At 40.4% G+C, this 26,356-nt stretch carries 20 protein-coding genes; 19 read left to right on the top strand and 1 reads right to left on the bottom strand.

Annotated elements, in window-relative coordinates; all coding sequences use genetic code 11:
* Positions 1-57 precede the first annotated feature (57 nt).
* On the top strand, positions 58-645 hold the full coding sequence (locus FN809_RS01135; protein ID WP_142531642.1) for a penicillin-binding protein activator LpoB: 588 nt from the start codon (positions 58-60) through the stop codon (positions 643-645).
* A gap of 233 nt (positions 646-878) precedes the next feature.
* The gene (locus FN809_RS01130; protein ID WP_246095374.1) at positions 879-2,282 is read left to right on the top strand and encodes a COG3014 family protein; all 1,404 of its coding nucleotides are present in this window, start codon (positions 879-881) and stop codon (positions 2,280-2,282) included.
* A gap of 194 nt (positions 2,283-2,476) precedes the next feature.
* On the opposite strand, the gene FN809_RS01125 is transcribed toward FN809_RS01130, so the two are convergent.
* On the bottom strand, positions 2,477-6,193 hold the full coding sequence (locus FN809_RS01125; protein ID WP_142531641.1) for a DEAD/DEAH box helicase: 3,717 nt from the start codon (positions 6,191-6,193) through the stop codon (positions 2,477-2,479).
* Positions 6,194-6,505: 312 nt separating this feature from the next.
* Here FN809_RS01125 and FN809_RS01120 point away from each other — a divergent pair, with 312 nt between their 5' ends.
* The 17 genes from FN809_RS01120 to FN809_RS01040 all read left to right on the top strand — a co-directional run bounded on the left by FN809_RS01120 (position 6,506) and on the right by FN809_RS01040 (position 26,329).
* Positions 6,506-7,714 carry a 6-phosphofructokinase gene (locus FN809_RS01120; RefSeq protein WP_142531640.1) on the top strand — a complete coding sequence of 403 codons (1,209 nt, stop codon included), beginning with the start codon at positions 6,506-6,508 and terminating at the stop codon, positions 7,712-7,714.
* Between the two features lie 1,065 nt (positions 7,715-8,779).
* Positions 8,780-9,286: a UpxY family transcription antiterminator gene (locus tag FN809_RS01115; RefSeq protein WP_221929327.1), complete on the top strand. Its 507-nt coding sequence runs from the start codon at positions 8,780-8,782 to the stop codon at positions 9,284-9,286.
* Between the two features lie 297 nt (positions 9,287-9,583).
* A complete protein-coding gene (locus tag FN809_RS01110; RefSeq protein ID WP_142531639.1) occupies positions 9,584-10,429 on the top strand; it encodes an ABC transporter permease in 846 nt (281 codons plus the stop codon).
* A gap of 296 nt (positions 10,430-10,725) precedes the next feature.
* Positions 10,726-11,127, top strand: coding sequence for a nucleotidyltransferase substrate binding protein (locus FN809_RS01105; protein ID WP_142531638.1), 402 nt, complete (start codon positions 10,726-10,728; stop codon positions 11,125-11,127).
* Positions 11,128-11,141: 14 nt separating this feature from the next.
* On the top strand, positions 11,142-11,447 hold the full coding sequence (locus tag FN809_RS01100; protein WP_142531637.1) for a nucleotidyltransferase family protein: 306 nt from the start codon (positions 11,142-11,144) through the stop codon (positions 11,445-11,447).
* A 687-nt stretch (positions 11,448-12,134) separates the two neighbouring features.
* Complete coding sequence (locus FN809_RS01095; protein ID WP_142531636.1) at positions 12,135-12,500, top strand: GxxExxY protein; 366 nt, start codon at positions 12,135-12,137, stop codon at positions 12,498-12,500.
* Positions 12,501-13,466: 966 nt separating this feature from the next.
* Complete coding sequence (locus FN809_RS01090; protein ID WP_142531635.1) at positions 13,467-13,865, top strand: GxxExxY protein; 399 nt, start codon at positions 13,467-13,469, stop codon at positions 13,863-13,865.
* 82 nt (positions 13,866-13,947) lie between these two features.
* Positions 13,948-15,240 carry an ABC transporter ATP-binding protein gene (locus FN809_RS01085; protein WP_142531634.1) on the top strand — a complete coding sequence of 431 codons (1,293 nt, stop codon included), beginning with the start codon at positions 13,948-13,950 and terminating at the stop codon, positions 15,238-15,240.
* A 22-nt stretch (positions 15,241-15,262) separates the two neighbouring features.
* Positions 15,263-16,690 carry an NDP-hexose 2,3-dehydratase family protein gene (locus FN809_RS01080; RefSeq protein WP_221929326.1) on the top strand — a complete coding sequence of 476 codons (1,428 nt, stop codon included), beginning with the start codon at positions 15,263-15,265 and terminating at the stop codon, positions 16,688-16,690.
* A 420-nt stretch (positions 16,691-17,110) separates the two neighbouring features.
* A complete protein-coding gene (locus FN809_RS01075; RefSeq protein ID WP_142531633.1) occupies positions 17,111-18,088 on the top strand; it encodes a Gfo/Idh/MocA family protein in 978 nt (325 codons plus the stop codon).
* A 111-nt stretch (positions 18,089-18,199) separates the two neighbouring features.
* On the top strand, positions 18,200-19,645 hold the full coding sequence (locus FN809_RS01070) for an RNA-binding domain-containing protein (RefSeq protein ID WP_142531632.1): 1,446 nt from the start codon (positions 18,200-18,202) through the stop codon (positions 19,643-19,645).
* Positions 19,646-19,947: 302 nt separating this feature from the next.
* A complete protein-coding gene (locus FN809_RS01065; protein WP_142531631.1) occupies positions 19,948-20,361 on the top strand; it encodes an endonuclease domain-containing protein in 414 nt (137 codons plus the stop codon).
* Positions 20,362-21,112: 751 nt separating this feature from the next.
* Positions 21,113-22,204, top strand: a complete 1,092-nt coding sequence (locus tag FN809_RS01060; protein WP_142531630.1) for a DegT/DnrJ/EryC1/StrS family aminotransferase — start codon at positions 21,113-21,115, stop codon at positions 22,202-22,204.
* A complete protein-coding gene (locus FN809_RS01055; protein WP_142531629.1) occupies positions 22,194-22,940 on the top strand; it encodes a dTDP-4-amino-4,6-dideoxyglucose formyltransferase in 747 nt (248 codons plus the stop codon). The genes FN809_RS01060 and FN809_RS01055 overlap by 11 nt, the downstream gene beginning before the upstream one ends.
* Positions 22,937-24,109, top strand: a complete 1,173-nt coding sequence (locus FN809_RS01050) for a TDP-N-acetylfucosamine:lipid II N-acetylfucosaminyltransferase (protein WP_142531628.1) — start codon at positions 22,937-22,939, stop codon at positions 24,107-24,109. Before FN809_RS01055 ends, FN809_RS01050 begins: the two co-directional genes overlap by 4 nt.
* A gap of 138 nt (positions 24,110-24,247) precedes the next feature.
* Positions 24,248-25,483: a glycosyltransferase gene (locus FN809_RS01045; RefSeq protein WP_185957390.1), complete on the top strand. Its 1,236-nt coding sequence runs from the start codon at positions 24,248-24,250 to the stop codon at positions 25,481-25,483.
* Complete coding sequence (locus FN809_RS01040; RefSeq protein WP_142531626.1) at positions 25,484-26,329, top strand: glycosyltransferase family 2 protein; 846 nt, start codon at positions 25,484-25,486, stop codon at positions 26,327-26,329.
* The last annotated feature ends 27 nt before the right edge of the window (positions 26,330-26,356 follow it).

The raw sequence follows: 26,356 nt of genomic DNA, 5'->3' as shown, positions 1-26,356 counted from the left end.
TTACCTGTAGTACGTTTCAATAGAAACAGCGTCCTACTTCATTTAAACACATACAACATGAAAACTAAATTACTATCCCCATTACTTTTTGTTGCTTTACTGTTTGCTTCCTGTGCAACCCATAAAGTAGAGCGTGTTTCGCCCGATGAGGCCATTGATTTAAGTGGAAGATGGAATGATACAGACTCCAGAATGGTAGCTGAAGCTATGGTAGAACAAGTTCTTTCGGGCCGTTGGATTGACAATTATGCCCGATCAAACGATGGCCGTAAACCAGTTGTTATCGTTGGCCTGATTTACAATAAATCGCACGAACACATCAGTGCCGGCACTTTTATTAAAGATGTGGAACGTGCCTTTATCAACAGCGGAAGGGTGCGACTGGTGCAAGCGGCCGATAAAAGAGAAGAGCTGCGACAAGAACGTGCGGCCCAGCAAGAATTTGCTTCGATGGAGACCACCAAACAATGGGGAAAAGAATTAGGCGCCGACTTTATGCTCAACGGCGACATCAACTCCATTGTGGACACCTACAAAAAAGAACGGGTTAACTATTATCAGACTAACCTGGAACTATCCAACCTGGAAACAAACGAAATAGTTTGGATAGGAGATAAAAAAATAAAAAAATACATCAATAAATAATTCAGCACATTACCGGGTATATCCATGCAGGCGCGTTTATGTGGGTTGCATGGATTATTTTACCGGCTTAGCCTAATAAAGTGCAGAGTGGCAAGCACAGTATGGAGCGCAGGGTGTATTGTACAACTGATAAAACCATACTGATTGCTACCATAACCGAGGCTAGCAGGTGCTAAGCCCAAATTATTGCAGATAAGATAACCAGCTTATTCTAACTTAATCTATCGCATCCTATGCCAATTAAAAACAGCAAATATCATCTTTTAATTGTCATCGTATTTTTTTGCCTAACAATTTTGGGATGCGCCACCTACTACCAAAAAAACTATCAGCTGCAAAACTATATTACCCAGGGTAACTTTTCAGCTGCCGATAAGCTTCTGAATCAAAACAAAAAAGGCGAAGACGGAATTAACCGTGTACTATATTATATGAACAAAGGCATGGTTAATTTTATGTTAGGCCGGCACCAGGAAAGTAACCGCTACTTTGAAAAAGCCGACCTGTACAACGAAGACTACCGTAAAAGTCTGGGTTCCGAAGCACTTGCACTGATATCCAACCCCATGGTTAAACCCTACAAACCGGAGGACTTTGAGGCGGTAATGGTACACTATTATAAATCGTTAAATTATTTGATGATAGGGCAATACGAAAATGCACTTGTAGAATGCAGAAGGATAAACATACAATTGCAACAGCTCAACGACAAATACAAAAAGCACAAAAACAAATATGCCAACGATGCCTTTGCCCATAACCTGATGGGTATGATTTACGATGCATCGGGTGATAAAAACAATGCTTTTATAGCCTATCGAAATGCCTTTAACGCCTACGATCAAGAGTATAGAGAACTTTTTGGGATAGCACCGCCCCAACAGTTAAAAAAAGATCTTTTGCGAACCGCTTACCAAGTCGGGTTTATGGAAGAGTATCGTAGCTACCAGGATAAATTTGGAATGGAATATATTCCGGACAGCACTGCATCCGGTTCGTTGATATTTTTATGGATGAACGGATTTGGCCCGGTAAAATCAGAATGGAGCATTAATTTTACCAACACCGGTTTTAACAACGGATGGATTAACCTTACCAACGACGACTATGGCCTAAGCTTTCCCATTTATGTGGGCAACAGAAAAGCACAGGAACAGAATGCTTTTAAAAACCTATCGTTTTTAAGGGTTACCTTCCCTAAATATGTAGAACGGAAACCTGTATTTTCCCATGCCTACCTGCAAAGCGACAAGCAAAAATATCCCCTGGAGCTTTCGCAGGATATCAATGCCATTGCTTTTCAATCGTTAAAAGACAGGATGGCGCGCGAACTGGCCAACAGTATAGCGCGTTTAGCTACTAAAAAAGCATTGGAAGCACTGGCCAACCAGGAAAACCAGAACATAGGCACCGTATTAAGTATCATCAACGCCATGACAGAAAAAGCCGACACCCGCAACTGGCAATCGCTCCCCTACGCCATTCATTATGCTCGTATCCCTTTAAGTGAAGGTAATCATCAACTAAGTCTGCAAATGCAAGGCGGTCAACAGGAAAGTACCGATTTTACTTTTGAAATACAAAAAGGGAAGACCACCTTTTTTACCTATCACCAGCTGGCCAGCCGGCAGCATTAAAAAAGGCAAGACCCATCCGGCATCACCTGTGTATAGTTATACGGATAAGTAGTGCCAAGTTCTTTGACCATCGTGGTACAAAAATAATCACAAAGGCACAAAGAACACAGAGAAGCCTAGTGTGCATCGTGCCTTCGCAGTGAACATCGTGGTTCTGGATGGCAATCAAGGTAGGCGGTTCAGCGGTACGCGGTTTACGAAAATAGATTCCGAATATCTTCGGGCTGAAGAGTTTTCAGAATATTCTCGTCGCTTTGTACAATGTCGCCGGCTATCTTTTTCTTTTTATTTTGCAGCAGCAAAATCTTCTCCTCCACCGTATCCTTGCATATCATCCGATAGGCAAACACCTTTTTATCCTGCCCGATACGGTAACAGCGGTCGATGGCCTGGTTTTCAACAGCCGGATTCCACCAGGGATCAACAATATAAACATAATCGGCGGCCGTCAGATTAAGTCCGGTACCACCCGCCTTTAAACTGATAAGGAACACCCGCAGATCTTCATTTTCCTGAAAATTGTTGACCGACTTTTCGCGCTGCACCGCTGTGCTTTTACCATCCAGGTATTCGTAATCAATGTTTCGTCTGTTCAGCTCGGTTTTAATCAGACCCAGCATCTTTACAAACTGCGAAAAAATCAATATTTTATGCTTACCTGTTTTATCGGTGATCACCTGCACTATCTCCTTTATTTTCACCGACTCGGTACTAGCCAGGCTATCGTCGTTGAGCAAGGCCGGCGAGTCGCAGATCTGACGCATGCGTGTAAGCGCTTCCAGCACCATCAGCTTAGAATTTTCAATACCCTTATTCTCGACCTGCTCCAGCAGTTTATTTTTATATTCGTTACGGTAAGCATCGTATATTTTACGCTGCTCGCTTTCCATCTCGCAATAAATAACGTCCTCGGTTTTGGGCGGCAACTCCGATGCCACTTTCTCCTTGGTGCGTCGCAATATAAAAGGGTTGATCAGTCGTTGCAGTTCGGCGGCTATGTTATCATCGCCCTCCTTATCAATGGCGTTACTAAACTGTGCACGGAACCCGGTGGCCCCACCAAAGAAGCCTTTGTTTACAAAGCTCATTTGTGCATACAGGTCAAAGGTACTGTTTTCGATGGGCGTACCCGAAAGGGCTATCCGATTGTTGGCATCAATCAGATTAGCCGCCTTAAATCTTCGCGATGCCGGATTTTTTATGGCCTGCGATTCGTCTAAAACGGCGTAGTTGAATTTAAAATTCATCAACATTTCAATATCGCGTAACAAAACACCATAGGTAGTAAAAACCAGATCGTATTCCGAAAAAACATGGCTATCGCGCGTGCGGTTGAGGCCGTAATGATAATAGGCTTTCAGACCGGGAGCAAATTTAGCAATCTCGTTTTCCCAGTTAAAAAGCAAGGTGGTGGGTACAATAATAATATTGGGGGTAGCATCCATGGCCAACACATGCTGTAAAAAAGCAAGCACCTGCACCGTTTTACCCAATCCCATATCATCGGCCAATATGCCGCCCCATCCCATCTCGTGGAGGAAGTTAAGCCAGTTTAATCCTTCCTTTTGGTAGGGTCTTAATTCGGCGGTGATACCCGCCGGCACCGCTGTATTCGATATCTCTTTAAAACCGGCCAGTCGCTGCCTTTTTTGGGCTATCTCGTCCATTATCTCCGCGTTGTCCATATCCTCAAACAACTCGTCGATAATTGAAAAGCGCATTTTAGAAACGGCCAGCTTATCGTCTTTTATTTCGCCATGTCTAAAAAACTTCTCCAACTTGTGCATCCACTCCGTGGGTAACATGCCTACACTACCATCTTTAAGCTGAATGTACTTTTGCTTATTAAGCACGGCATTTTTAATGTCTTTGAGCTTTACTTTGCTATCGCCAAAACTTACTTTCACATCTACCTCAAACCAATCCTGTCCGCTGCTGATGGAAGTGGATACCTTACCGGCATAGGGCGAAAACTTGAAGTTTTTTAGTTCCTTCAATCCAAACACCTCCACCTCCATGTGCTGCATTCGTTCAAAAAACCTATAAAACCACATGTCGCGGGCAAAGGTATCGTAATGCAGATAAAAACGCTTGTCGTCCACCTGCTCTTCAAAGTAGGGATGCAGCTCGGCAATAGCGTTCACAAAATCATCCTCCAGCTCAATGTTGCGTTTGTATTCTGTTAGCTCACCATTTTCATCCACCAACACATGCCCCGACTGATTGAGCATTACCGACACTCCATTGTGGTATTCTACCTGCGGGGTGATGATTAAAAAATCGTGCAGCTCCGACAAAAAAACCTGTTTTTTTCTAAAATCAAGCTCCACCGACTCAATATTAAACACCCCCTGGCCAAAATCTATCTCAAAGTTACGGGAAAGCGGCATCACTATCTCATCAAAGAAATGTTGCTTGTGCGTTTTAACCATTTTTAAATCATTGCGCCACATCTCCATGTGGCGGGCAATGGTATAGGTGGCGGGCATGGCTATTGATTTTTTAAACAGGTACACATGGCAATCTCTGTATATTATATCTATCTCGTCCACATCATACTGCTGTCCATCTATACTCAGCATCAACCGCAGTCCTACAAAAGTATCGTCCTCAAAAGCCACATATTTGGCCGTAACAAGCGATGGAAGGACCTTGGTTTTTCGAAGTTCCGATTTTTTTATTTTAGAACCCGTTTCGCTGCGCAGGAACAGTATTTTTTCTTTACTCAGAAGCTGAACTATCCGCCGTTTAATTGAAAAAGCCGCTTTTTCATTATCACTTTGGTTCAACTTATTGATATAACGCAACAGCTCTTCGGCATTGGCCGAAAGCTTTATGGTATCGGCATCTAAATATTCATCGTAGCGCTCAATATGGCTCGATAGTTTTGTGCGATCCTTGTTGGGCTTACCCACCACAGCTATCACCCTAAAATCGGCTCGTGCATTATAGTCGTAGTAGTCGTCCTCGTTAAACTGCACTACAAAACCCACCGCCCTTTCTTCATTTTTTTGGGGAACAGATTCCAGTTGTAACTCTTCGTTATTTATGTCGTCAATAAAATGCCGGAAGTTTGATTTATGACCGGGATCAACAGGCAGCATGCCCTCCTGTTGCGCACGAAACAAAATGGTAAGTCCCTTTTTGGGATTAAAGCTGTAGTAAAAATAACGGTCAAAATCGGCCTCTTCGCTTAAACCATATACCTGAAGTGCAATTTTCTTTTTCTGGTTGAGTTTCTCGCCAAAAATAATATCCAGAAGATCGGGTGTTTCCGATTCCGCTATCATCAACAGCGTATAGGCCTCTACTTTGTTTAATTTAGGTATCGGCTTTTTGCTATCGCTGCTGATGTATACCTTACCATTATGGTAACTAATGGCAGCCCACTGTTTAGTATGAAAAGTACTGTACTCGAATGTTATTTTATCCTTATCAATAACAACCTGACTAAACATTAAATTGTTATAGCCGTGTAAAATATCGTTGATTACACTCACCGAAGTATGCTCTTCAATATCGCTTTTTGAGATAAAACGGTAATTCTCGATAAGGTAACCACGGGCGGTGCGCAGCGAAGAGGCTTGCTGCACCGCTTCGCCCATCGCATTTGTTGCAGGCCTGTGCTCCCCCCCGTCTTTGATAAACATGAGCGCTGCCACGGTATGCTTGCAAATAGTACCCCAATCGAACGGACAGGTACAAGTGCTTTTTAAATCGCCCTTAGATACATCCCTTATGATAACCGAATATTTTTGCCCTCCCTGCACTTTGAAATGCCAGGTGTCGGAAGCTTTATTGGCATATTTTAAGGACACCGCTCCCTGGTTATATAATTCAATCCCCCGGTCCACAATCCTGTCCGATGCTTTAAAGCGTATGTATCTGTCAATGTAATCCTGCAACTCCATTTATTCTGTTTCTGCAATAAAAAGTGCAAAGATAACAAGAGCTATTGTCTTTAGGCCAGATATTTTATTAAATATTTCATTATCCCCTTAGCTATTTTTATTCTATTATTTATTGTATATCTTTAAGCTTAACTATTCATAAAGTGTAGGAAATATGTATAAAGTGTAGCTTTATCCCTACCCGACTACAGTTCAACTTTTAAAAAGAGTTGTTACTGGAGTTTATTCGCTACCGCAGGTAGAAATATTTCTCGCATTATTTGGGTATAAGCTTACTTCTGCACAATACTATATTAACTAAAACAATTTTTTATGAGCAAAAACGGACTTACCATAGGCATCCTCACCGGAGGAGGCGATGTGCCCGGTCTTAACCCCGCAATACGCGCGGTTACCTTGCGGGCTATACGCGAAGGTTATCAGGTTATTGGTATTAAAAACGGATGGAAAGGCGTTATCAGTATCGACCGTTCCAAACCCCTGGATCAACAAGCTTATTGCATGCCCCTCACCGAGCTCACGGTTAACCGGATTGGCCGTACGGGAGGCACTTTTCTCCACTCGAGCCGCACCAAAGCCACCCGGGTGGCCCTGAACGATCTGCCCGAGCATTTAAAGGGCACCTATACGGATGAATATAACGACCTTACAGATGAGGCAGTGGCCAACCTTAATCATTTAGGTATTGATTACCTCATTCCCATAGGTGGCGACGACACCCTGAGCTATGCCGTGCGACTGCACAAAGAGGGCATCAAGGTAATAGGCATTCCCAAAACCATGGATGGGGATGTTCCCGGCACCGAGTACTGCATCGGATTTAGTACTTGCATTACACGCACCATTGAGTTAACCCACGAGCTTCGCACCTGTGCCGGTTCGCACGAACGCTTTTTGGTGCTGGAAGTTTTTGGCCGTAATGCCGGTTTCTCAGCACTTATGCCCACCATAGGCGGTGCAGCCGACCGTTGCGTAATTCCGGAATTTCCTATCAACACCGAACATTTAACCGAATTGCTGGTGGAAGACCGGAGAAACAACCCCAGTAATTATTCCGTAGTGCTGATTTCGGAAGGCGCCACTTTTAACGGAATGGACACCGTGTATGCCGATTCCGAAACCGATGCTTTTGGACATAAAAAATTAGGTGGCATAGGCGAAATGATTGGCAAAGAGCTTAAACGCCACTCTTCCAAATTCAACCATGGACGCCAAATAAACATCATCAACCAAAAACTGGGTTATCTGGTGCGCTCAGGTCAACCCGATGCGCTGGATTCAATTATTCCTACCACCTACGGAAACATGGCCCTGGACTTAATTAAAAAAGGCGAATCAGGATACATGGTTTGTGTTAAAAATGGTAAGTTTGATTACGTGTCGATAGAGGCTGTAAAAAAAGATGAAAAAGGCCAAAGCATAAAAAAAGTAAACATAGAAAAGTATTACGATACCAAACGGTACAGACCCATCTATCAGAATATTATTGGTGATCCGATGATGTATTTAACCGCGGATTAATGAGGGTTCCTCCTTTGCGAAAGCCTATAACCCAAATACATTAGCGTAGAGTACTAAAAGCTCAGCGTGCGACAATGTGTGCCATGTAAATGTCGCACCCCGAGTAAATACCAGGGGATTGCGACAATTGCGACGACCTAAACCTGCCGGGGCTATTGAGCGAAGACGGGAGAGCGGAAAGCAAAGAACCGTTAGACATATGAAACGAGCCATAGCCAGCTCCGCCAAAGCGGAGAGAGTACTCGCTCACACAGGAGAATGACTAATGTGGCGAGTTCCATCTGGCCGTTAAAAAATATATTTAGACAGATGAAATAAAGGGAAATAAATCGATGGAAATTCCAAAACCTGTTGACGTCGATAAATCTGACCGCGTTTATAATAATTGAGAAATTAAGAGCTTAGAGGTTAGAGGTTAGAAATTAGAGGTTAGAGGTTAGGGGTTAGGGGTTAGGGGTTAGGGGTTAGAGATTAGGGGTTAGAGATTAGGGGTTAGAGATTAGGGGTTAGAGATTAGGGGTTAGAGATTAGGGGTTAGAGATTAGGGGTTAGAGATTAGGGGTTAGAGATTAGGGGTTAGAGATTAGGGGTTAGAGATTAGGGGTTAGAGGTTAGGGGTTAGAGGTTAGGGGTTAGAGGTTAGGGGTTAGAGGTTAGGGGTTAGAGATTAGGGGTTAGAGATTAGGGGTTAGAGATTAGGGGTTAGAGGTTAGACATTTTGAGCTTAGAAGTAAGCATATCTTTATAAGCCACAAACCTACACAGCACTTAACTTACATGGAATTCATAAGCACTATGTACACAAAGAAGGCATTATGCACACCATAATTCTTTGTGTACTGTGGGCATCCATTGTGCACTTTGTGGTTTACATTTTAAGCACAATGTGGCTCACATAAATCTAAAACCGTCATACCACATACCATCATACCGTTCCCCTCCCTACCCTACTGAAAAACAAGCACTACGCTCGTAAAGTGCGCCAACAGGTCGGATTTTAAATGATAATACTTCTACTATGTTATTAATTTTATAAATTTGCCGGTTGAAAAAAATTACTCAATTTTGAAAGGAGACACAACAACACATAACTGGTATGCCCTTTATACCAAAAGCAGGGCCGAAAAGAAAGTGGCGGAAGGACTCAATAAGTTGGGCATTATCAACTACCTGCCCTTAAAACGCGTGCTGAAACAATGGAGCGACCGCAAAAAATGGGTGGAATCGCCCGTCATCAGTTCCTATATTTTTGTTAAAATAACACCCGATCAGTACCGAAGCGTATTTGAGGTAAACGGCGTGGTGGCCTATGTTTCGCATAAAGGACAGGCACTTGTCATACCCGAATACCAGATGCTGGCCATGCAACGCACCATCGAAAATAAAATTAACTTTGACGTGGAGGCCGGAAGAATAAGAAAAGGGGAAGAGATTACTGTAACCTCAGGCCCTTTAAAGGGTATAAAAGGCATTGTGCAGAATGTGCAGGGCACCAAAAAGCTGTACCTGAACATTACCAACATAGGCTACACCCTGGTGATTAACCTGGACGAAGCCACGGTAGAAAAATAACGCTACAACACCAAACCACTTGCCTACAGGCAATTAAAACAAGGTATCACCTCATTTCTTTCAGCTACTCACCCCAAAAAATGGGACTGAGCAAGGCGAAGCCGTGAGGTACAGTCAATAGTTGGGAGATAAGGGTTAGGTGGTAGGAGTTAGGGGGTAGGAGTAAGGGGGTAGGAGTTAGAGGGAAGGCACTAAGAACTAAAAACTAAAACCTAACAGCTAAAACCTAACAGCTTAAAACTAAGAGCTAACAACTATGAACTAAAAACAAGAACCTAACAGATAACAACATACAAATTGGAAAATTACGACTTAATCATACGCCCAAAGCGGCACGCCTTCGATATCAATTTTAAAGAGATATGGGCCTACCGCGACTTACTCAAGATGTTCGTGAAACGCGATATCATCACCATATACAAACAAACCGTGTTGGGACCCATCTGGTTTATCGTGCAGCCCATCATGACCACGCTCATATATATCGTGGTGTTTGGTAACATCGCCAAGATATCTACCGACGGCGTTCCACAGGCACTGTTTTACCTGGCCGGCATCACCATATGGAACTACTTTGCCGAGAGCTTTAACACCACCGCCAAAACATTTACAGAAAATGCCGCCATCTTTGGCAAGGTGTATTTTCCCCGCCTCATCATGCCCTTTGCCAAGGTAACCAGCGGACTCATTAAATTTGGCATACAGTTTATGTTGTTTATGGCCGTTTACCTGTATTATATTTTTAGCGGCGACACCAGCGTGAATCCCAACTGGAACATCGCCCTGCTGCCTGTGTACATCCTACTGATGGCAGCTTACGGACTGGGTGCCGGTATCATATTTACCAGCCTCACCACCAAATACCGCGACCTCACCTTTCTGCTGGCCTTTGGCGTACAGTTGCTGATGTATGCCAGTCCGGTTATCTACCCGGTCAGCACCATTGAAAATCCCAAACTGCAACTGATCGCCCTATACAACCCCTTCACCCCCATCCTCGAAGGCTTTAAATATGCCTTCCTCGGGGCAGGACATTTTAGCTGGTTCAGTCTGGGTTACAGTGCAGCCGTTGCAGCCATATTGCTGGTTTCGGGCATCGTGATATTCCATAAAACCGAACGCAACTTTATTGATACGGTGTAGAAAATAGGGGTTAGAGATTAGGAGTTAGGAGAAGAGAGAAATAAGCGGAAAGCGAATAGCGAAAAGAAGAGGTAAAAGGAAATAAGATAGAAATATAGGAAAATTAATAAATGTAACTCCCCGGACCTGTTGGTGTCTACAGTCCCGACAGCGTCGATAAGCCGAGAGAGCAGAGAGCAGGGAGCAGAGAGCGGAGGAAGAAAGAGACAAGCGTAAAGTATTTTACCCCATAGAATTAGGAACCGATACCGAATAAACAACAGCTTAAAACAATACATTAAGCTAAAAACAACGCAATGGATAAATTAAAAGATACACGCTGGAAACAACGGTATAGCCAACTGCGCAAAGCGTTTAACCAATTGCAAAATGCGCTTAAAATTGAAGCGCCTGACGATATATACCGGGCAGGTATCATTCAGTTTTTTGAGATGACCCTGGAGCTGGCCTGGAAAACATTGAAAGATTATCTGGAAAGTGAACAAATTGATGTTAAAACACCGCGCGAAACTATTCAGAAAGCCTTTGAAATAGAAATTATTGCCGACGGGCATATCTGGATCGACGCCCTCCAAAAACGAAATTTGATGGCGCATACATACGATGAAGATAGAGCCAGAGAAGCCGAAGAACTGATCCGCTCTTCCTATTTTACGGAGATAAGCAAACTGGTCGTTTTTTTTGAATCAAAACTTTAAGATATACCCTACAAATGGCACACGGCATCCAACCAGGGGATATAAGATATATCATAAACACCCTAGCCAAATTCCCCGAAGTAGAAAAAGCCAGCATATTTGGCTCCAGGGCACTTGGCAATTTTAAAAAGGGATCAGATATCGACCTGGCTTTGCATGGCGATAAGGTTAATTTTACAACCATCGCCCATGTCAAGGACTTGCTGCAAGAAGATAGCCCCATGCCCTATTTGTTCGATGTGGTTGACTATACCCACTGCCAAAGCGAAGAGCTCAAAAACCATATCGACCAATTTGGACAAACCATTTATACGAAATAAGACTTCGAGGAGAGAAAACAAAAAGAAGCGTGGGGCGGGGAGCAAAGGGCTAGGGCGAATACAAGAGAGCGGAGAGTATGGAACAGACCACAGTTAACAGTTTTGAGTGGTGAGTGAAGAGTGGTGAGTGGTGAGCGGTGTTCAGTATTCGGTAAGCGGTGAGAAATGAGCGTAAAACGGAGAGAAAAAAGGGAAACAAAACATGGTGTGTCCCCAGACCTGTTGGCGTCCTTAGACCCGACAGCGTCGATAAGCAAGTCCTTCGCCATGCTCCTACGCTGTAGCTCTGGCGCAAGCGTAGCGCCTATGCTGTAGCTCCGGCGTAAGCATAAGGCTATGGACTCTTACGCTAAAGCTTCAGCGGCAGCGTGCCGTTGGAGAATGCTACAACGGGTAAAAAAAAAGATAGCAAAAAAAGTTAAACCACGAATTTGGCGAATTATACGAATTATACAAATTAAAGAAGTAAATATAATAGGCGAAGCCAATCCAAATTCGCTTAATTCGTGTAATTCGTGGACAAAAAAACTGCGAAGCAGTAACATTTATATAAAATTTTCGTTGACACAACAATATGTCTAAGACAGTAATAAAAATAGAGAACCTATCCAGAGTATACCGCCTCGGCGAAGTAGGCACCGGCCCCTAGTCTACAGTCTTTAAACTGATACACATATCTTAAAATATATGTTATACAAACAAGAGGCCTATGATATTATAGGTGCAGCCATGAAAGTTCACTCCACATTAGGATGCGGATTCTTGGAGCAAGTTTACCAGGAAGCCCTCCAAATAGAATTGAAAAAACAAAATATCCCTTTCAATCGCGAGGCTCCCCTAACAATCATATATGATGGTATAAAACTCAACAATCAATATTTTGCCGATTTTACTTGCTATGACAAGATAATAGTAGAACTAAAAGCAGTAAAAGAATTGGATAACATCCATGAAGCACAAGTATTCAATTATTTAAAAGCAACGGGCTATAGATTAGGGTTGCTTATAAACTTCGGTGAAACATCACTTGAATACAAACGTATTATTAAATAAAAAATATAGGGAACCACGAATTAAACGAATGTGACGAATTAAATTGAACTACTACGTAGTTCTTTAAAATTATATTACGTTTCTAAAAACTGCACAGCAGTTACAATTCGTCTAATTCGCTAAATTCGTGGTTCAAAAGAAAAAACTGCGAAGCAGTAAATTTATTTGCATGACGCCTAAATTATAGTCCGCTAATTACGTTGATTAACCCTATGAAATAAAAGTGATTCCACGGGGTAAACGCTAATTATTTGATATACAAGCAAATCGCCAAAGAAAGATAAAACTCCGCAAGCAGTTACAATCTGCGTTAATTGGCGCAGCCAATCAAAATTCGATTAATTCGCGAAATCCGCGGACAAAAAAACTGCGAAGCAGTAGCTTTATTTGTATGACGCTTAAATTATAGTCCGCTAATTACGCTGATTAACGCTAATTATTTGATATACGAACAAATCACAAAAGAAAGATAAAACTCCGCAAGCAGTTACAATCTGCGTTAATTGGCGCAGCCAATCAAAATTCGATTAATTCGCGAAATCCGCGGACAAAAAAACTGCGAAGAAGTAGCTTTATTTGCATGACGCTTAAATTATAGTCCGCTAATTACGCTGATTAACGCTAATTATTTGATATACGAACAAATCACAAATGAAAGATAAAACTCCGCAAGCAGTTACAATCTGCGTTAATTGGCTACGCCGAACGTTGTTTCGCGGTTCAAAAGAAATTGCGAAGCAATTAACTAATAATCCGTTTATTTGCGGAAGTATTTTATGAGAAAAACCGTTATTAAAATAGAGAACTTATCCAAGGTCTATCGCCTCGGAGAAGTAGGTACCCCGCATAAGTTCGGCTAAGCATAAAGCAAGCCTCCCTAGCGCGGGGCAGGCTTGGAGTAATTAAATTAGCGTCAATTTGTGTAATTTCCCGTAAAAAGGGACAGGCTGTGGATAATAAATAAATATGCCAAATCTACTCAAACAACAAGAACTTATCTATAAAGATGAAGCCTACAAGATTATTGGAGCTTGTATGACTGTGCATCGAGAATTAGGATGTGGCTTCCTCGAAGCTGTCTATGCTGAGGCTTTAGAAATAGAATTGGGTAATCAAGGCATACCTTTTATACGAGAAGTACCCATTACCATTGAGTATAAAGGCAAACTCTTAAAGAAATGTTACCTAGCAGACTTTATCTGTTATGATAAAATAATACTTGAATTAAAAGCAATCAATTACCTGGAAAGTGTGCACGAATCTCAAGTTATAAATTACTTAAAAGCTACAACACACAAATTAGGAATACTTGTTAACTTTGGTGAGCAGTCATTGAAATACAAAAGAATAGTAAAAGAAAAATAAAAGATAATCCGCGAATTACACTAATTAAACGAATTAAGAAAATTTAATTAGCGAAAATTCGCGCAATTAGCGGACAAAAAACATGTCGAAGACAGTTATTAAGATAGAGAACCTATCAAAAATTTACAGACTTGGGGAAGTTGGAACTGGGACCTTAAGTCATGATTTGAATAGGTTCGTACGAATGAATATACTTGGACAGGACGATCCGTACGCCAAAGTAGGCCAGGTAAACGACCGGACCCAGGCAGCCCACAAGGGCGAGCACATCAGTGCTTTAAGCAATATCAACCTAGAGGTTAAAGAAGGCGAAGTGCTGGGCATCATCGGTAAAAACGGGGCGGGCAAAAGCACCCTTTTAAAACTCCTGAGCCGTGTAACCTCCCCCACCACCGGCAGCATAAAGGTAAAGGGACGGCTGGCTTCCCTCTTGGAGGTAGGCACCGGGTTCCATCCCGAGATGACGGGCCGCGAGAATATCTACATGAACGGCACCATTATGGGCATGCGCAAGTGGGAGATAGACAAGCAAATGGAAGCCATTGTTGACTTTGCCGGCGTGGCCAAATACTTAGACACCCCCACCAAACGCTACAGCAGTGGCATGACGGTGCGACTGGGCTTTGCCATTGCCGCCCACCTAGAGCCCGAAATACTGGTGGTGGACGAAGTACTGGCCGTGGGCGATGCTGAATTTCAAAAAAAAGCCATTGGTAAAATGCAAGATGTAAGCACCAACCATGGCCGGACCGTGCTGTTTGTGAGCCATAATATGGCAAGTGTGAAAACGCTTTGTACAAAAGGTATCCAGTTAGTAAATGGTGAAAATTATTTTGAGGGAGATATTGACACCTGCGTAACCAACTATCTAAGAGGTGACACCACCCTACTCAACCATAAAGTTTGGGACGGAAAACCTGAAATTGCCAATGATGAGTTTGAATTAAACGAGATAGGCATAAAGGCCAAAAACAAAGGTTTTGAAGATCCTATGCTTATGACCGATGAAATCGAGTTTATAGCCAAATACAAACAACTTACAGATAACAAACGTATAGACATTACCTTACATTTTAAAGATGAACAAGGGCAAAAGTTATTTAGTGCAGGCTCTTTTCAATCTCAAATTCAACCCGACAACGAAAAAGAAAAAGGCAATTATATCGTAACCGGAACTATACCCAAACATTTTTTTAATTGGGGCACATTTTATATCGATGTCTATATTGTTGAAAATGTACGAAGATCCATATTAAAAGAAAATGATTTGCTTTCATTCACTATTGCGAATAAAGCTATTGCAATAGGACAATTCTCGGGCAAAGAACCGGGCGCATTGCACCCTTTGTTTCAGTGGGAGAAAAACCTTTTATAAACCGAACGATCAACACCTGAGCATGAACTTATCTACGGCTGACTTAATGTTTATCAAGAGCTCTTTTACCAAAGAGGGGATATTTTACAATTTGGAGGAGATCAAGCAATGGCTGCGGGATCAAAACCAAAAAGTAGAAGTCAAAGTTGCCAAAACAACTTTCGATGCCTTGGATAAATGGGGATATGATAAGGTTGAGAGGAATATAAGACATGCGTCCGGTAAATTTTTTTCCATCGACGGCATCAACATACGTACCAATTGGGGAACTATAAACCAATGGGACCAGCCCATTATCAATCAACCCGAAATTGGGTATTTGGGCATGATATGCAAAGAGTTCAACGGGGTGTTGTATTTTCTTTTGCAAGCCAAAATAGAACCCGGAAACATCAATCATGTGCAACTGTCGCCCACCCTGCAAGCCACCCGCAGCAATTATTCGCAGGTACATGGTGGTAAAAAGCCAGTCTATCTCGAATATTTTCAACATGCCGCCCCCGACCAAATACTGTTGGATCAGTTGCAATCCGAGCAAGGCGCCAGGTTCCTTCGGAAAAGAAACCGTAACATTATTATAAAGATTGAAGAGGACATAACCGTTCACGATAATTTTATTTGGCTTACCCTGGCACAGGTAAAACTATTGATGCAGTGCGACAACCTGGTCAATATGGATACACGCACCGTAATAGCCGGCATACCCTATGGCGATTATCGCGAAGAAGTGATCGAACTCATTAACTTTATAGGCTACAGCGACCAAAACGATGAAATTAAAAATGCCCTGTTAAAATCGGCCTTGATAAAGAACAATTCTTTGCACTCCATTGGCGAAATCATCACTTTTTTAACCCATATCAAAAGCAATTATGACTTAGAGGTAAGCAAAAAAGATTTAAAGCAACTCGACAGCTGGATATTTACTGACCATGAAATAGCACATGTAGACAATAAGTTTTTTAAAATTATAGCTGTAAACGTAAACATCAGCAGCCGCGAGGTGGTCAATTGGAGTCAGCCCATGGTGCAACCCGCACAAGAGGGATTGTGCGCATTTATCTGTAAGGAAATAAACGGCGTGCTCCATTTTGCCGTGCAGGCCAAGCTCGAATGCGGCAATCGTGACATTATTGAATTTGCCCCTACCGTGCAATGTTTAACGGGTAATTACAAAGAAACAAAAAAAGGGACATTACCCTTTCTCGATTATGTTTTAAATGCCCAAGCCCATCAAATTGTGTTCGATGCTTTACAATCGGAAGAAGGTGGCCGGTTTTACCACGAACAAAACAGAAATATGTTGATTATTGCTGGCGACGAGATACCCGACATACTGCCCGATAACTATATTTGGATGACCATGAACCAACTATATACCTTTTTAAAATTTAACAATTACCTCAATATCCAGGCCCGCAGCCTTATTGCAGGTATTTCGTTTGTCTAAACTAAAAATGTAATGATCAAGACTAGTATAATGTGTCGCTTATTGATTTGGCATGTGGACTGGTCCTCCCCTTTAGGGGAGTTAGAGGGGTAAACATGGAAAAGAAAAATTCAACCAAGACGCACACTAGTGTCAAGTGCAAATATTTAAACACATAAGAGCGTGCTTCTAAATTGCATTAGCTATCAGAATTTTGCTAATTAGTGGCTATAAGAAAACGCAACAATTCTCTTTTAAAATCCCTCCCTGCCAACCGGCAGGGAGGTAACTCTCCCGAATACAAGTTCGGGACAGGCTCTAAAGGGAGAACTAGAACTTACAGAAGAAAGCTAATTCTCCGGCAACTGCCGGATTAGAGGTAATCACGAAAGAGAATTTATAGAATAGAGAATCTTCTTAGAAGCTCTAATTTTGAAACGTATGGAGAAACAAATTAAAATAGGCGTACTGGGTTGCGCAGGCATTGCACAAAAGGCGGTTATACCCTCGCTAAAAACTTTACAAGAATTTACCCTTTCGGGCGTGGCCAGCCGAAGCACCTCAAAAGCAGACGACTTTGCCAGTCAGTTTGCCACCAAAGCTTATTACAGTTACGACGAACTCCTATCCCCTACCCTGGTAGACGCCATTTACATTCCGCTGCCCAACGCCTTGCATTACCAATGGGTAAAAACAGCACTCCAAAGAGGTATTCATGTACTGGTGGAAAAGTCCTTGGCCTGCACCCTAAAAGAAGTGGTGGAATTAAACGATTTAGCCAAGGAGCAAAAATTGGCATTGGTCGAAAACTTTCAGTTCCGTTTTCATAAACAGCTGCAAGCTATAAAGCAACTACTTGCCGATGATACAATCGGCGAATTGCGCTGTGTGCGCTCATCCTTCGGCTTCCCCCCATTTAAAGAGCAGGATAACATCAGATACCAAGCAGCATTGGGCGGAGGTGCATTACTGGATGCCGGCGCCTACCCCATTAAAATAGCCCAGGAAATATTAGGAACTAATCTCAAAGTGAGTGCCGCCAAACTGTCCTTCGACGACAATAAAAAAGTAGATATTTGGGGCGGCGGTTTTATAGCACAAAAAAAAGGAGACTTATTTGCCGAAATAGCTTTTGGCTTCGACCACTTTTACCAATGCAACCTGGAGCTGTGGGGAAGCAAAGGAAAAATATATACCAACAGGATATTTACCGCCCCTCCCGGATACGAAGCCGAGATAATACTGGAAACAAACGAGGGCAAGGAAACCATTAAAGTGAAAGCCGACAATCATTTTGCCAACATGCTGTTGTATTTTCACAAACTAATTTTAAACCCTGAACTGCCAGAGAGAGAATATCAGCAGAACATCAATCAGGCGCAGTTGATTGAGGAATTTGTTAGGTTAGCGGGGAATTAAGTTACAGCTTAAATCTCAAAACTATTAGCCAATCAACTCTTTATAAATTTGAACTATCAAAGCCATAAGAACAAACACCATATATACTTTTGACAAAAACAAAGCGGTCCAGTGTTTAAAAATAAACTAAAATCAATTCTTGAAAAAGGTGAAGGGATTTCTGTAGAGTTTAAAAAAGCTACCGATACACTACCCTCAAACTTGTTCGAGACAATTTCGGCTTTCCTGAATCGAGAAGGTGGAGAAATTCTTTTGGGGATTGATGATGATAGAAATATTATCGGTGTAAGTGAAAATCTCACGGAATCATTTTGTAAACAAATAGCAAACACGAGTAACAATCCGCAATTGTTATTTCCATCTTTCTTAATACATGCGTGTGAGGTAGAATACCATAATAAAAAACTAATTTATATTTATGTACCGATATCTTCACAAATACATAAATTTAAGGGAAAAATTTACGATAGGAGTGCAGATGGCGACTTTGTTTTAAGCTCGGACGACCAAATTAAACAAGCATACATCCGCAAAAGTGCTCAGTATTCTGAAAACACTATCTATCCGTTTTTGGTACAAACAGATTTTGCGGCTGGCATTGTTGATCGGGTTAGGAAAATTATTCGTATAAATCGCCCCGATCATCCATGGAATGAACTTAACGACATGGAGTTCTTTAAAACATCAGGTTTATACCGCAAAGATCTGTCAACGGGGAAAGAAGGTTTTACCATGTCAGCCCTGTTACTTTTTGGCAGAGACGAGGTGATACAAAGCGCCATTCCCCATTACAAAATAGACGCACTTGTACGAAAAGTAAATTTGGATAGGTACGACGACAGGGATAATATACGTTGTAACCTGGTTGAAGCCTACGACAGGTTAATGGCTTTTGTGGCTAAACATTTGCCCGATAAATTTTTTCTGCAAAATGACCAACGCATTTCCTTACGCGATAAAATTTTCAGGGAGATTATTGCTAACATTTTAATACATCGCGAATATACAAACGCCTTCCCTTCTACATTTATTATATACAACAACAGGATAGAAACAAAAAATGCCAACAAACCACACGTACATCGTTTGTTAAAACCCGGTAATTTCGAACCACATCCCAAAAACCCACATATTGCACAAATATTTACGCAAATGGGGCGATCGGAGGAACTGGGAACAGGCATTAAAAATGTTTTCAAATTCTCGAAAAAATATTCTGGAAGTGATAACATCATATTTAAAGAAGAGGATATATTTAATACCATAGTGCCTCTGTTACCCAGTGCGGATGAAACGGTAAGAAAACCATATAATGATATCACCGATAGGGTCACCGATAGGGTCACCGATAGGGTCACCGATAGGGTCACCGATAACCAACGAAAAATATTAAACCTTATAAAGGTAAAAAGCAATATCACAACGGCCGAGCTTTCAGAATTGATTGGTATATCCCAACGAAAAATCAAGGAAAACATAAGCAAGTTAAAGACCGGACAAATACTGCGTAGAATTGGATCGCCCAAAGGTGGACATTGGGAAATAATATCAGAGTGATGACATTGTATTTAATGAAGAAAATATATATTCATCTCCGCAGACTCGTATTACCTGAACCACCCTTCGGTCGTCATCCGCGTACGCTGAAGCTTTAGCGGAGACGCAAGGCTTGCCGCAGGTGAAGCCCAAACCTCCGTCAAAAGCCGGTCAAGCTATTCCGAACTCGTTTGGGAAGGTCTAAAGGGGAGCTGATTTACAGCTTGGTACCCCCAGCCTCCCGTAATCCTACGGGAAGATTCCTGCCTAACCGGCAGGCAGGTAGGGGTAGAAAATAAACGGAAACTTTAAATGAATAAACCATGCCCGACTCAATTGAAAGAAGCATGTTTTATGGTGCTAAACCTCCTATCTTTGAAAAAGCAAAGATACTGCGCAGTAAATTGACAGGAGCAGAAAAGTTGCTTTGGGATAAACTCCGAAACAAACAACTCGCTGGTTTGAGGTTTAAGAGTCAACACCCGATGGATATTTTTATAGCCGATTTCTATTGCCACCAGTTAATGTTGGTTATAGAATTAGATGGCGGAGTGCATAACACTTTAGAACAACAGGAATACGATAAGGGAAGAACGGCCGAATTGGAAGCATTCGGAATAAAGGTAATACGATTTACAAACCGACAAGTTATAAACGATTTAGACAATGTACTAGATAAAATTAGGCGTATAGCTCAAATCCGCTTAACAGAACTTAACAAGGAAATGGAAAGTTGATGTGCAAAGTTAACCTACCCCCAGCCCTACCCCCAGCCCCTAAAGGGGAGTTGATTTACAGCTTGGTACCCCCAGCTCCTGAAGGGGCTTTGAATTACAGCTTGCAGCCCCCAGCCTCCCGTAATCCTACGGGACAGGCTCTAAAGGGGAGCTGATTTGCAGCTTGGTAATGTTGTGTACAAGACTATTTCTGTAAGAATAAAGCATCAATCTTGAAGAGTACTAAAGTCCCCTTGAGGGGATTTAGGGGTAATACGGGAGCAGATTTACAGCTTGATACCCCCAACCTCCCGTTCTAACGGGACAGGCTCTAAGGGGGAGCTGATTTACAGCTTGCTACCCCCAGCCCCTGAAGGGGAGCTGATTTGCAGCTTGGTAATGTTGTGTACAAGACTATTTCTGTAAAAATAAAACATCAATCCTGAAGAGTACTAAAGTCCCCTTTAGGGGATTTAGGGGTAACACGGGAGCTGATTTACCCTATGTAATTAAATATTATTACACAGGGTAAACAGCTCGGTACCCCCAACCTCCCGTTTTTTTACGGGAGGATTTAGGGGTAGGGATCTAGGGGTAAACCGGGAGAAGCCCATCCCAAACAAAGAAAATCCAATTTATAATTAATATCTTTGCCCCCTGTCTGCCACGACCTACCGAACTCGTTTCGGGAGACAAATTATTTATTGTCATTTAATCCATTATAATCTTTAATCCTTTTAATCTCTTATCTCCTAATCTCTTATCTAAAAAAATGAACAAACCCATATACGTTACACAACCCTCTCTTGCTCCACTCGAAGAATACACCGCTTTACTCAAAGGTGTTTGGGAGCGGGGCATTCTCACCCACAACGGGCCATTGGTGCAGCAACTGGAAAACGATATTTGCAGCACTTTAGATATCCCTCATTTTGTGGCGGTATCAAACGGGACCATTGCATTGCAGATGGCGATTAAGGCATTGGAACTAAAAGGCGAAATAATAACCACCCCTTTTACCTGGATTGCCACCGTAAGCGCCATAAAATGGGAAGGATGCACGCCCGTGTTTTGCGACATAGACCCGGAAACCCTAAACATTGATCCCGCGAAAATTGAAGCACTCATTACCGACAACACCGTGGGCATCATGCCCGTGCATGTATTTGGTAACCCCTGCGACATGGATGCCATAGAAAGCATAGCCAAAAAACACAAGCTAAAAGTAATTTACGATGCCGCCCATGCCATAGGCTCTACCTATAAAGGGAAGCCGGCATTGCAATATGGCGATATTAGTGCCACCAGCCTGCACGCCACCAAGCTACTGAATACCGCAGAGGGCGGAGGCTGTATTACAACCGATAATGCACTGCACGAAAAACTAAAGTGCATCCGGTTTTTTGGGCACAACGATGCCAAAGATATTGTGGAAGATGGCTTTAACGGTAAGATGACCGAGGTACATGCCGCACTGGGTATTGCCAACCTAAAGTATTATATCCCCGTATTGGCCGACAGAAAAGCCAAATACAAATTGTACAAAGACAGCCTAAGCATGGTTGACGGTTTAAGTTTCCAAAAAACACAAGCCCTCGGAGAAATAAACTATTCCTATTTCCCGGTTATTTTTAAAACCGAAGCACAACTGATAAAGGTTGAAAAGGCACTGAACACAAACAATGTATTCCCCAGACGTTATTTTTACCCCTCCGTAAACACCTATAATAATGTAGTAACTTATCAGCCTACTCCAATTTCTGAGGATATTGCCAAACGCATATTGTGCCTGCCTTTATATTGGAATTTAGCAACAGAGGAAATAAAAAGTATAGTTCAAATAATAATTACGTATGAAAAGTAAATACTTGGTTGTTACCGACAATGGACCTCAATACAAGGCATTTATTAAAATGTTAGAAGAGAAATTTCCTATTGAATTAAGTAATTTCGATTTTAAAAAAAGTGCCGAAAGCAAGATTGCTAAACTGTATGAAGAGGATATTAAACATCTTGAAATTGTAAATGTAAAAGAAGATTACCAATTTCTGATAGATAATTATAGCATCATATTTTCGCTGCACTGCAAGCAAATATTCCCCAAAGAACTAGTTACATCTGTTAAGTGTATTAATATACACCCTGGGTATAACCCAATTAATAGAGGTTGGTATCCTCAGGTTTTTGCAATTAATTATAACTTACCTATTGGAGCTACAATACACGAAATGGATGAATTGGTGGACCATGGTGGAATTATTGATAGGCAGTTATTGGAAATAAAACCGTGGGAAACTTCCAAGGAGGTGTATGAAAATATACTAAAATTGGAAATTGACTTAATTGAAAAAAATCTCCTAAAGATATTGGATAATGCTTATACAGCATACTACGACAAGGATAGCAAAGAAAACTTTTTTACAAGACAAGCCTATAAAAATTTATGCGAAATAAATTTGAATGAAACTGTTACTTATGGAGATGCCATAAATCGACTAAGAGCACTAAGCCACGGGAAATATTCAAATGCTTATTTTATTGATGAAAAAACAAAGGAAAAAATATTCCTTAATATTGTTTTAAAGCAGACCGACCAATGATACTACATTTAGCGGAAGACGAAAAATTCATTGACCATGTTATAGATATGTTTGAAGAGACAAATCCAGATGGGAATATATATTTTATAAAATTAGAAGATAATAATTGTAGCCTTAGATATATTAAGTCAAAGCACAAAAATATTATCTCCGACACAATCACTGGTGATAAATACACTAACGTAATACAAAAACTAAACACCTATGAAGCAGTAATACTTCATTTCTTATCTCCATATAAACAAGAAATCATCAAAAATGCTCCTAAATCAATACATTTTCACTGGATGTGTTGGGGTGGGGATTTATACAACTGTGTCCCTAGCCTTCAAAAACAACTGTTAATCGACAAAAAGGATTGTCAAATAAAGAAAAATTACAAAGGTATAATTGGAGATATTATTAATTCGGCTTTTCCAAATTTATGGAATCGATATTACCTAAAATCCAAAGGCATTGATCAACCCAAAGTTATTGAACACCCAAACTACTATAAAGAGTTAGCTGAGCGAATTAACACTGTTTCAACTGTATTACCTACTGAAGTTGATTTGATTAAAAAGTATTTAAATAAAAACATTGTATATAAACCATTTAAATATGTAACATTAGAAGGAGCTTTATTAAAAAGTGATTCACCTATTTGTAATGAAAACAATTTTCTTGTAGGAAATTCCGCCCATAAAAGCAGTAATCACATTAATGCATTTAAAAAGATTTATACCATAAGAAATGATGAATTAGTTTATGCTCCCCTTTCATATGGCGATAAAATCAATGCTGATAAAGTTACAAATGCTGGTATTGAAATGTTTGGTATCGGATTTAGACCTATAATTGATTTCATGCCTATGGAAGAATACACAAAAATTCTGCTTAAGTGCGGTAATGTTGTAATCAACTCAAATCGCCAGCAAGCAATTGGGAATATAATTATTGCACTATGGTATGGGGCAAGAGTATTCCTTAATAAAAAGAATCCAACTTATCATTATTTTAAGAGTATAGGGATAAAGGTTTATAAAGTATCTAAAGCTGGCAAATATAAAAACTTAATGTCATTTGAAGAATTAGCTGGACGTAATCGTCCCATATTAAAAAGACTATATTCTCGTGAAAAAGTTGTAAAGGAAACCAAAGAATTAGTAAAATACTTATGTAATAAGTAAGTAATAACCCCAAACCTATCTGTCACACATCATAGTCACAAACTGAAAGCTAAACGCTGTAAAACAAAAAAGTGAAGATATGTTGAAAGAAGTAATTGAAATGTTTTGAATAAAATCAAACCTGAAATAAAAGGCAGAATGAAAGTTTTACATATAAATACTCATGCCCATGGAGGTGCTTTTAATGGAGCCTATAGGTTGCATTGTGCATTACTTAAAAACGGTGTTAAATCTAAAATGTTGGTTTTAGATGATTCAGCAGTGCCATCAACATCATTAAAAGAGGTATATACCTATAATGAGCCCTTTCGAAAACCTAATGTTCTCAATCGTATTTCAACTCGTATGGGTTGGCCAGTTACTGCGCAACAAAAAAGATGGAATACAATAAAATGTTTAAAAGGTCAATACGAAATAATTTCATTCCCTTTCTCCGATTATGATATAACCCAATCAAAAGAATTTCAAGAAGCTGATATTATTAATTTCCATTGGTTTGCTAATTTTTTAGACTATCAATCTTTCTTCAAAAAGTGCAAAAAACCTATAGTAATAACACTCCGGGATCTCTTTTCTATACAAGGTATTTTTCACTACAATAATGATTTAGTAGTTAATCAAAAAAAGTTTGGAGAGGTTGAGGATGCTATGAGGCTATTTAAATCTAAGGCTATTTCAAAAAGAAGATCTACAATTACAATAGTAGGAATATCCCAATGGATAACAGAGCAATCATTAGTGAGCAATATTCACAAACATTTTGAGCATAAAACAATATCCAATTGCATTGATACCAATCAATATCAGCTTTACGATAAAAAAGCACTAAAAAAAGAATTCAATATTTCAGAAAACCATACAGTCTTTTCATTTGTGAGTGATGGAGTCTTGAATAATAGAAAAGGGGTTGATATACTTGTAGATGCAATAAAAAAAATGGAGAATAATGAAAATATAACTTTTTTAACTGTTGGCCGAGGCCAAGTACCCCAGTTGCCCTTTAATATTGTGCATCGTCATTTAGGAAGTTTAAATCAATACGAGCTAAATAAAGTTTACAGTGTATCAGATGCTTTTATTTTTCCCACCAAAGAGGAGGCCTTAGGTAATGTAATGCTTGAAGCCATGGCCTGTGGCACGCCTGTTATTGGGACTCTTGTAGGTGGATTACTCGATGTAATAAAACCAGGCTTGAATGGATTATTCTCCAAAGATGTTTCTGCCGAAGGAATTAAAACAGCAATTAAAGAATTTATTGAAATAAAAAACACTTTTGATTCTCAAAAAATAAGAAGCTATATCCAGGAAAATTTTTCAGAAGATTTAATTGCTAAAAATTACACCAAGCTATATAACAAAATACTTAAAAAGTAAATGCTGAAACTCTCCATCATAACCGTTAACCTCAACAATGCCGAAGGTCTTCGAAAGACCATCGAAAGCGTGGTAAATCAAACCTACACCCACTTTGAGCACATTATTATCGATGGAGGCAGCACCGATGGCTCTGTTGAAGTAATTAAGGGATACGAAAAGCAATATGTCCACGTACAAGGTCGACTTTATTGGAAAAGCGAACCCGATAAAGGTATTTACGATGGGATGAATAAGGGGATTAAATTGGCCAAAGGTGAGTACTGTTTATTTTTGAATAGTGGGGATTTACTATATGAACATCGAACATTATCTAATATATCCCGATATCAACTAATTGGCGATATCATCAGTTTTAATTCTGAAATAATTAGGGATAATTATTTTGAAAAGGTAAGTTATACCAACTACTCAATTGAGTATTTTGTCAATGGAACGATCTGTCATCAATCTATCTTCCATAAAACTGATTTATTCCATAAATATGGATTGTACTCATTAGAATATAAAATTGCATCTGATTATGACTTTTTATTAAATCTAATTTTTACTAAAGAAGTTACTGTGCAATATATCAATGAAGATTTATCTATATTCCCTGCAATCGATGGCATTAGCACTATTAACAAGAGTCTATTACAAAAGGAACGCTCTACAATAAAGTCTTCTATACTCTCAAAAAAAATATGGTCTGATATTGAAAATATCATATCTGAAAAAAATAAATATAAAATAGAAGTTGAAGGTCTCAAATCAAGTAATTTAATCAAATTAACACTGCATATTATTAACCTGAAAAGTAGATTGGTGTCCATTTTCAAGCATAATCAGCGATTAAGAAATTAAATAAACTTAGCTAGATTTAATACATCT

Source organism: Saccharicrinis carchari (assembly GCF_900182605.1).
Taxonomy (GTDB): Bacteria; Bacteroidota; Bacteroidia; order Bacteroidales; family Marinilabiliaceae; genus Saccharicrinis; species Saccharicrinis carchari.
Note: the sequence above shows the minus strand (reverse complement) of the source record. Positions and strands in the feature narration are given on the sequence as shown.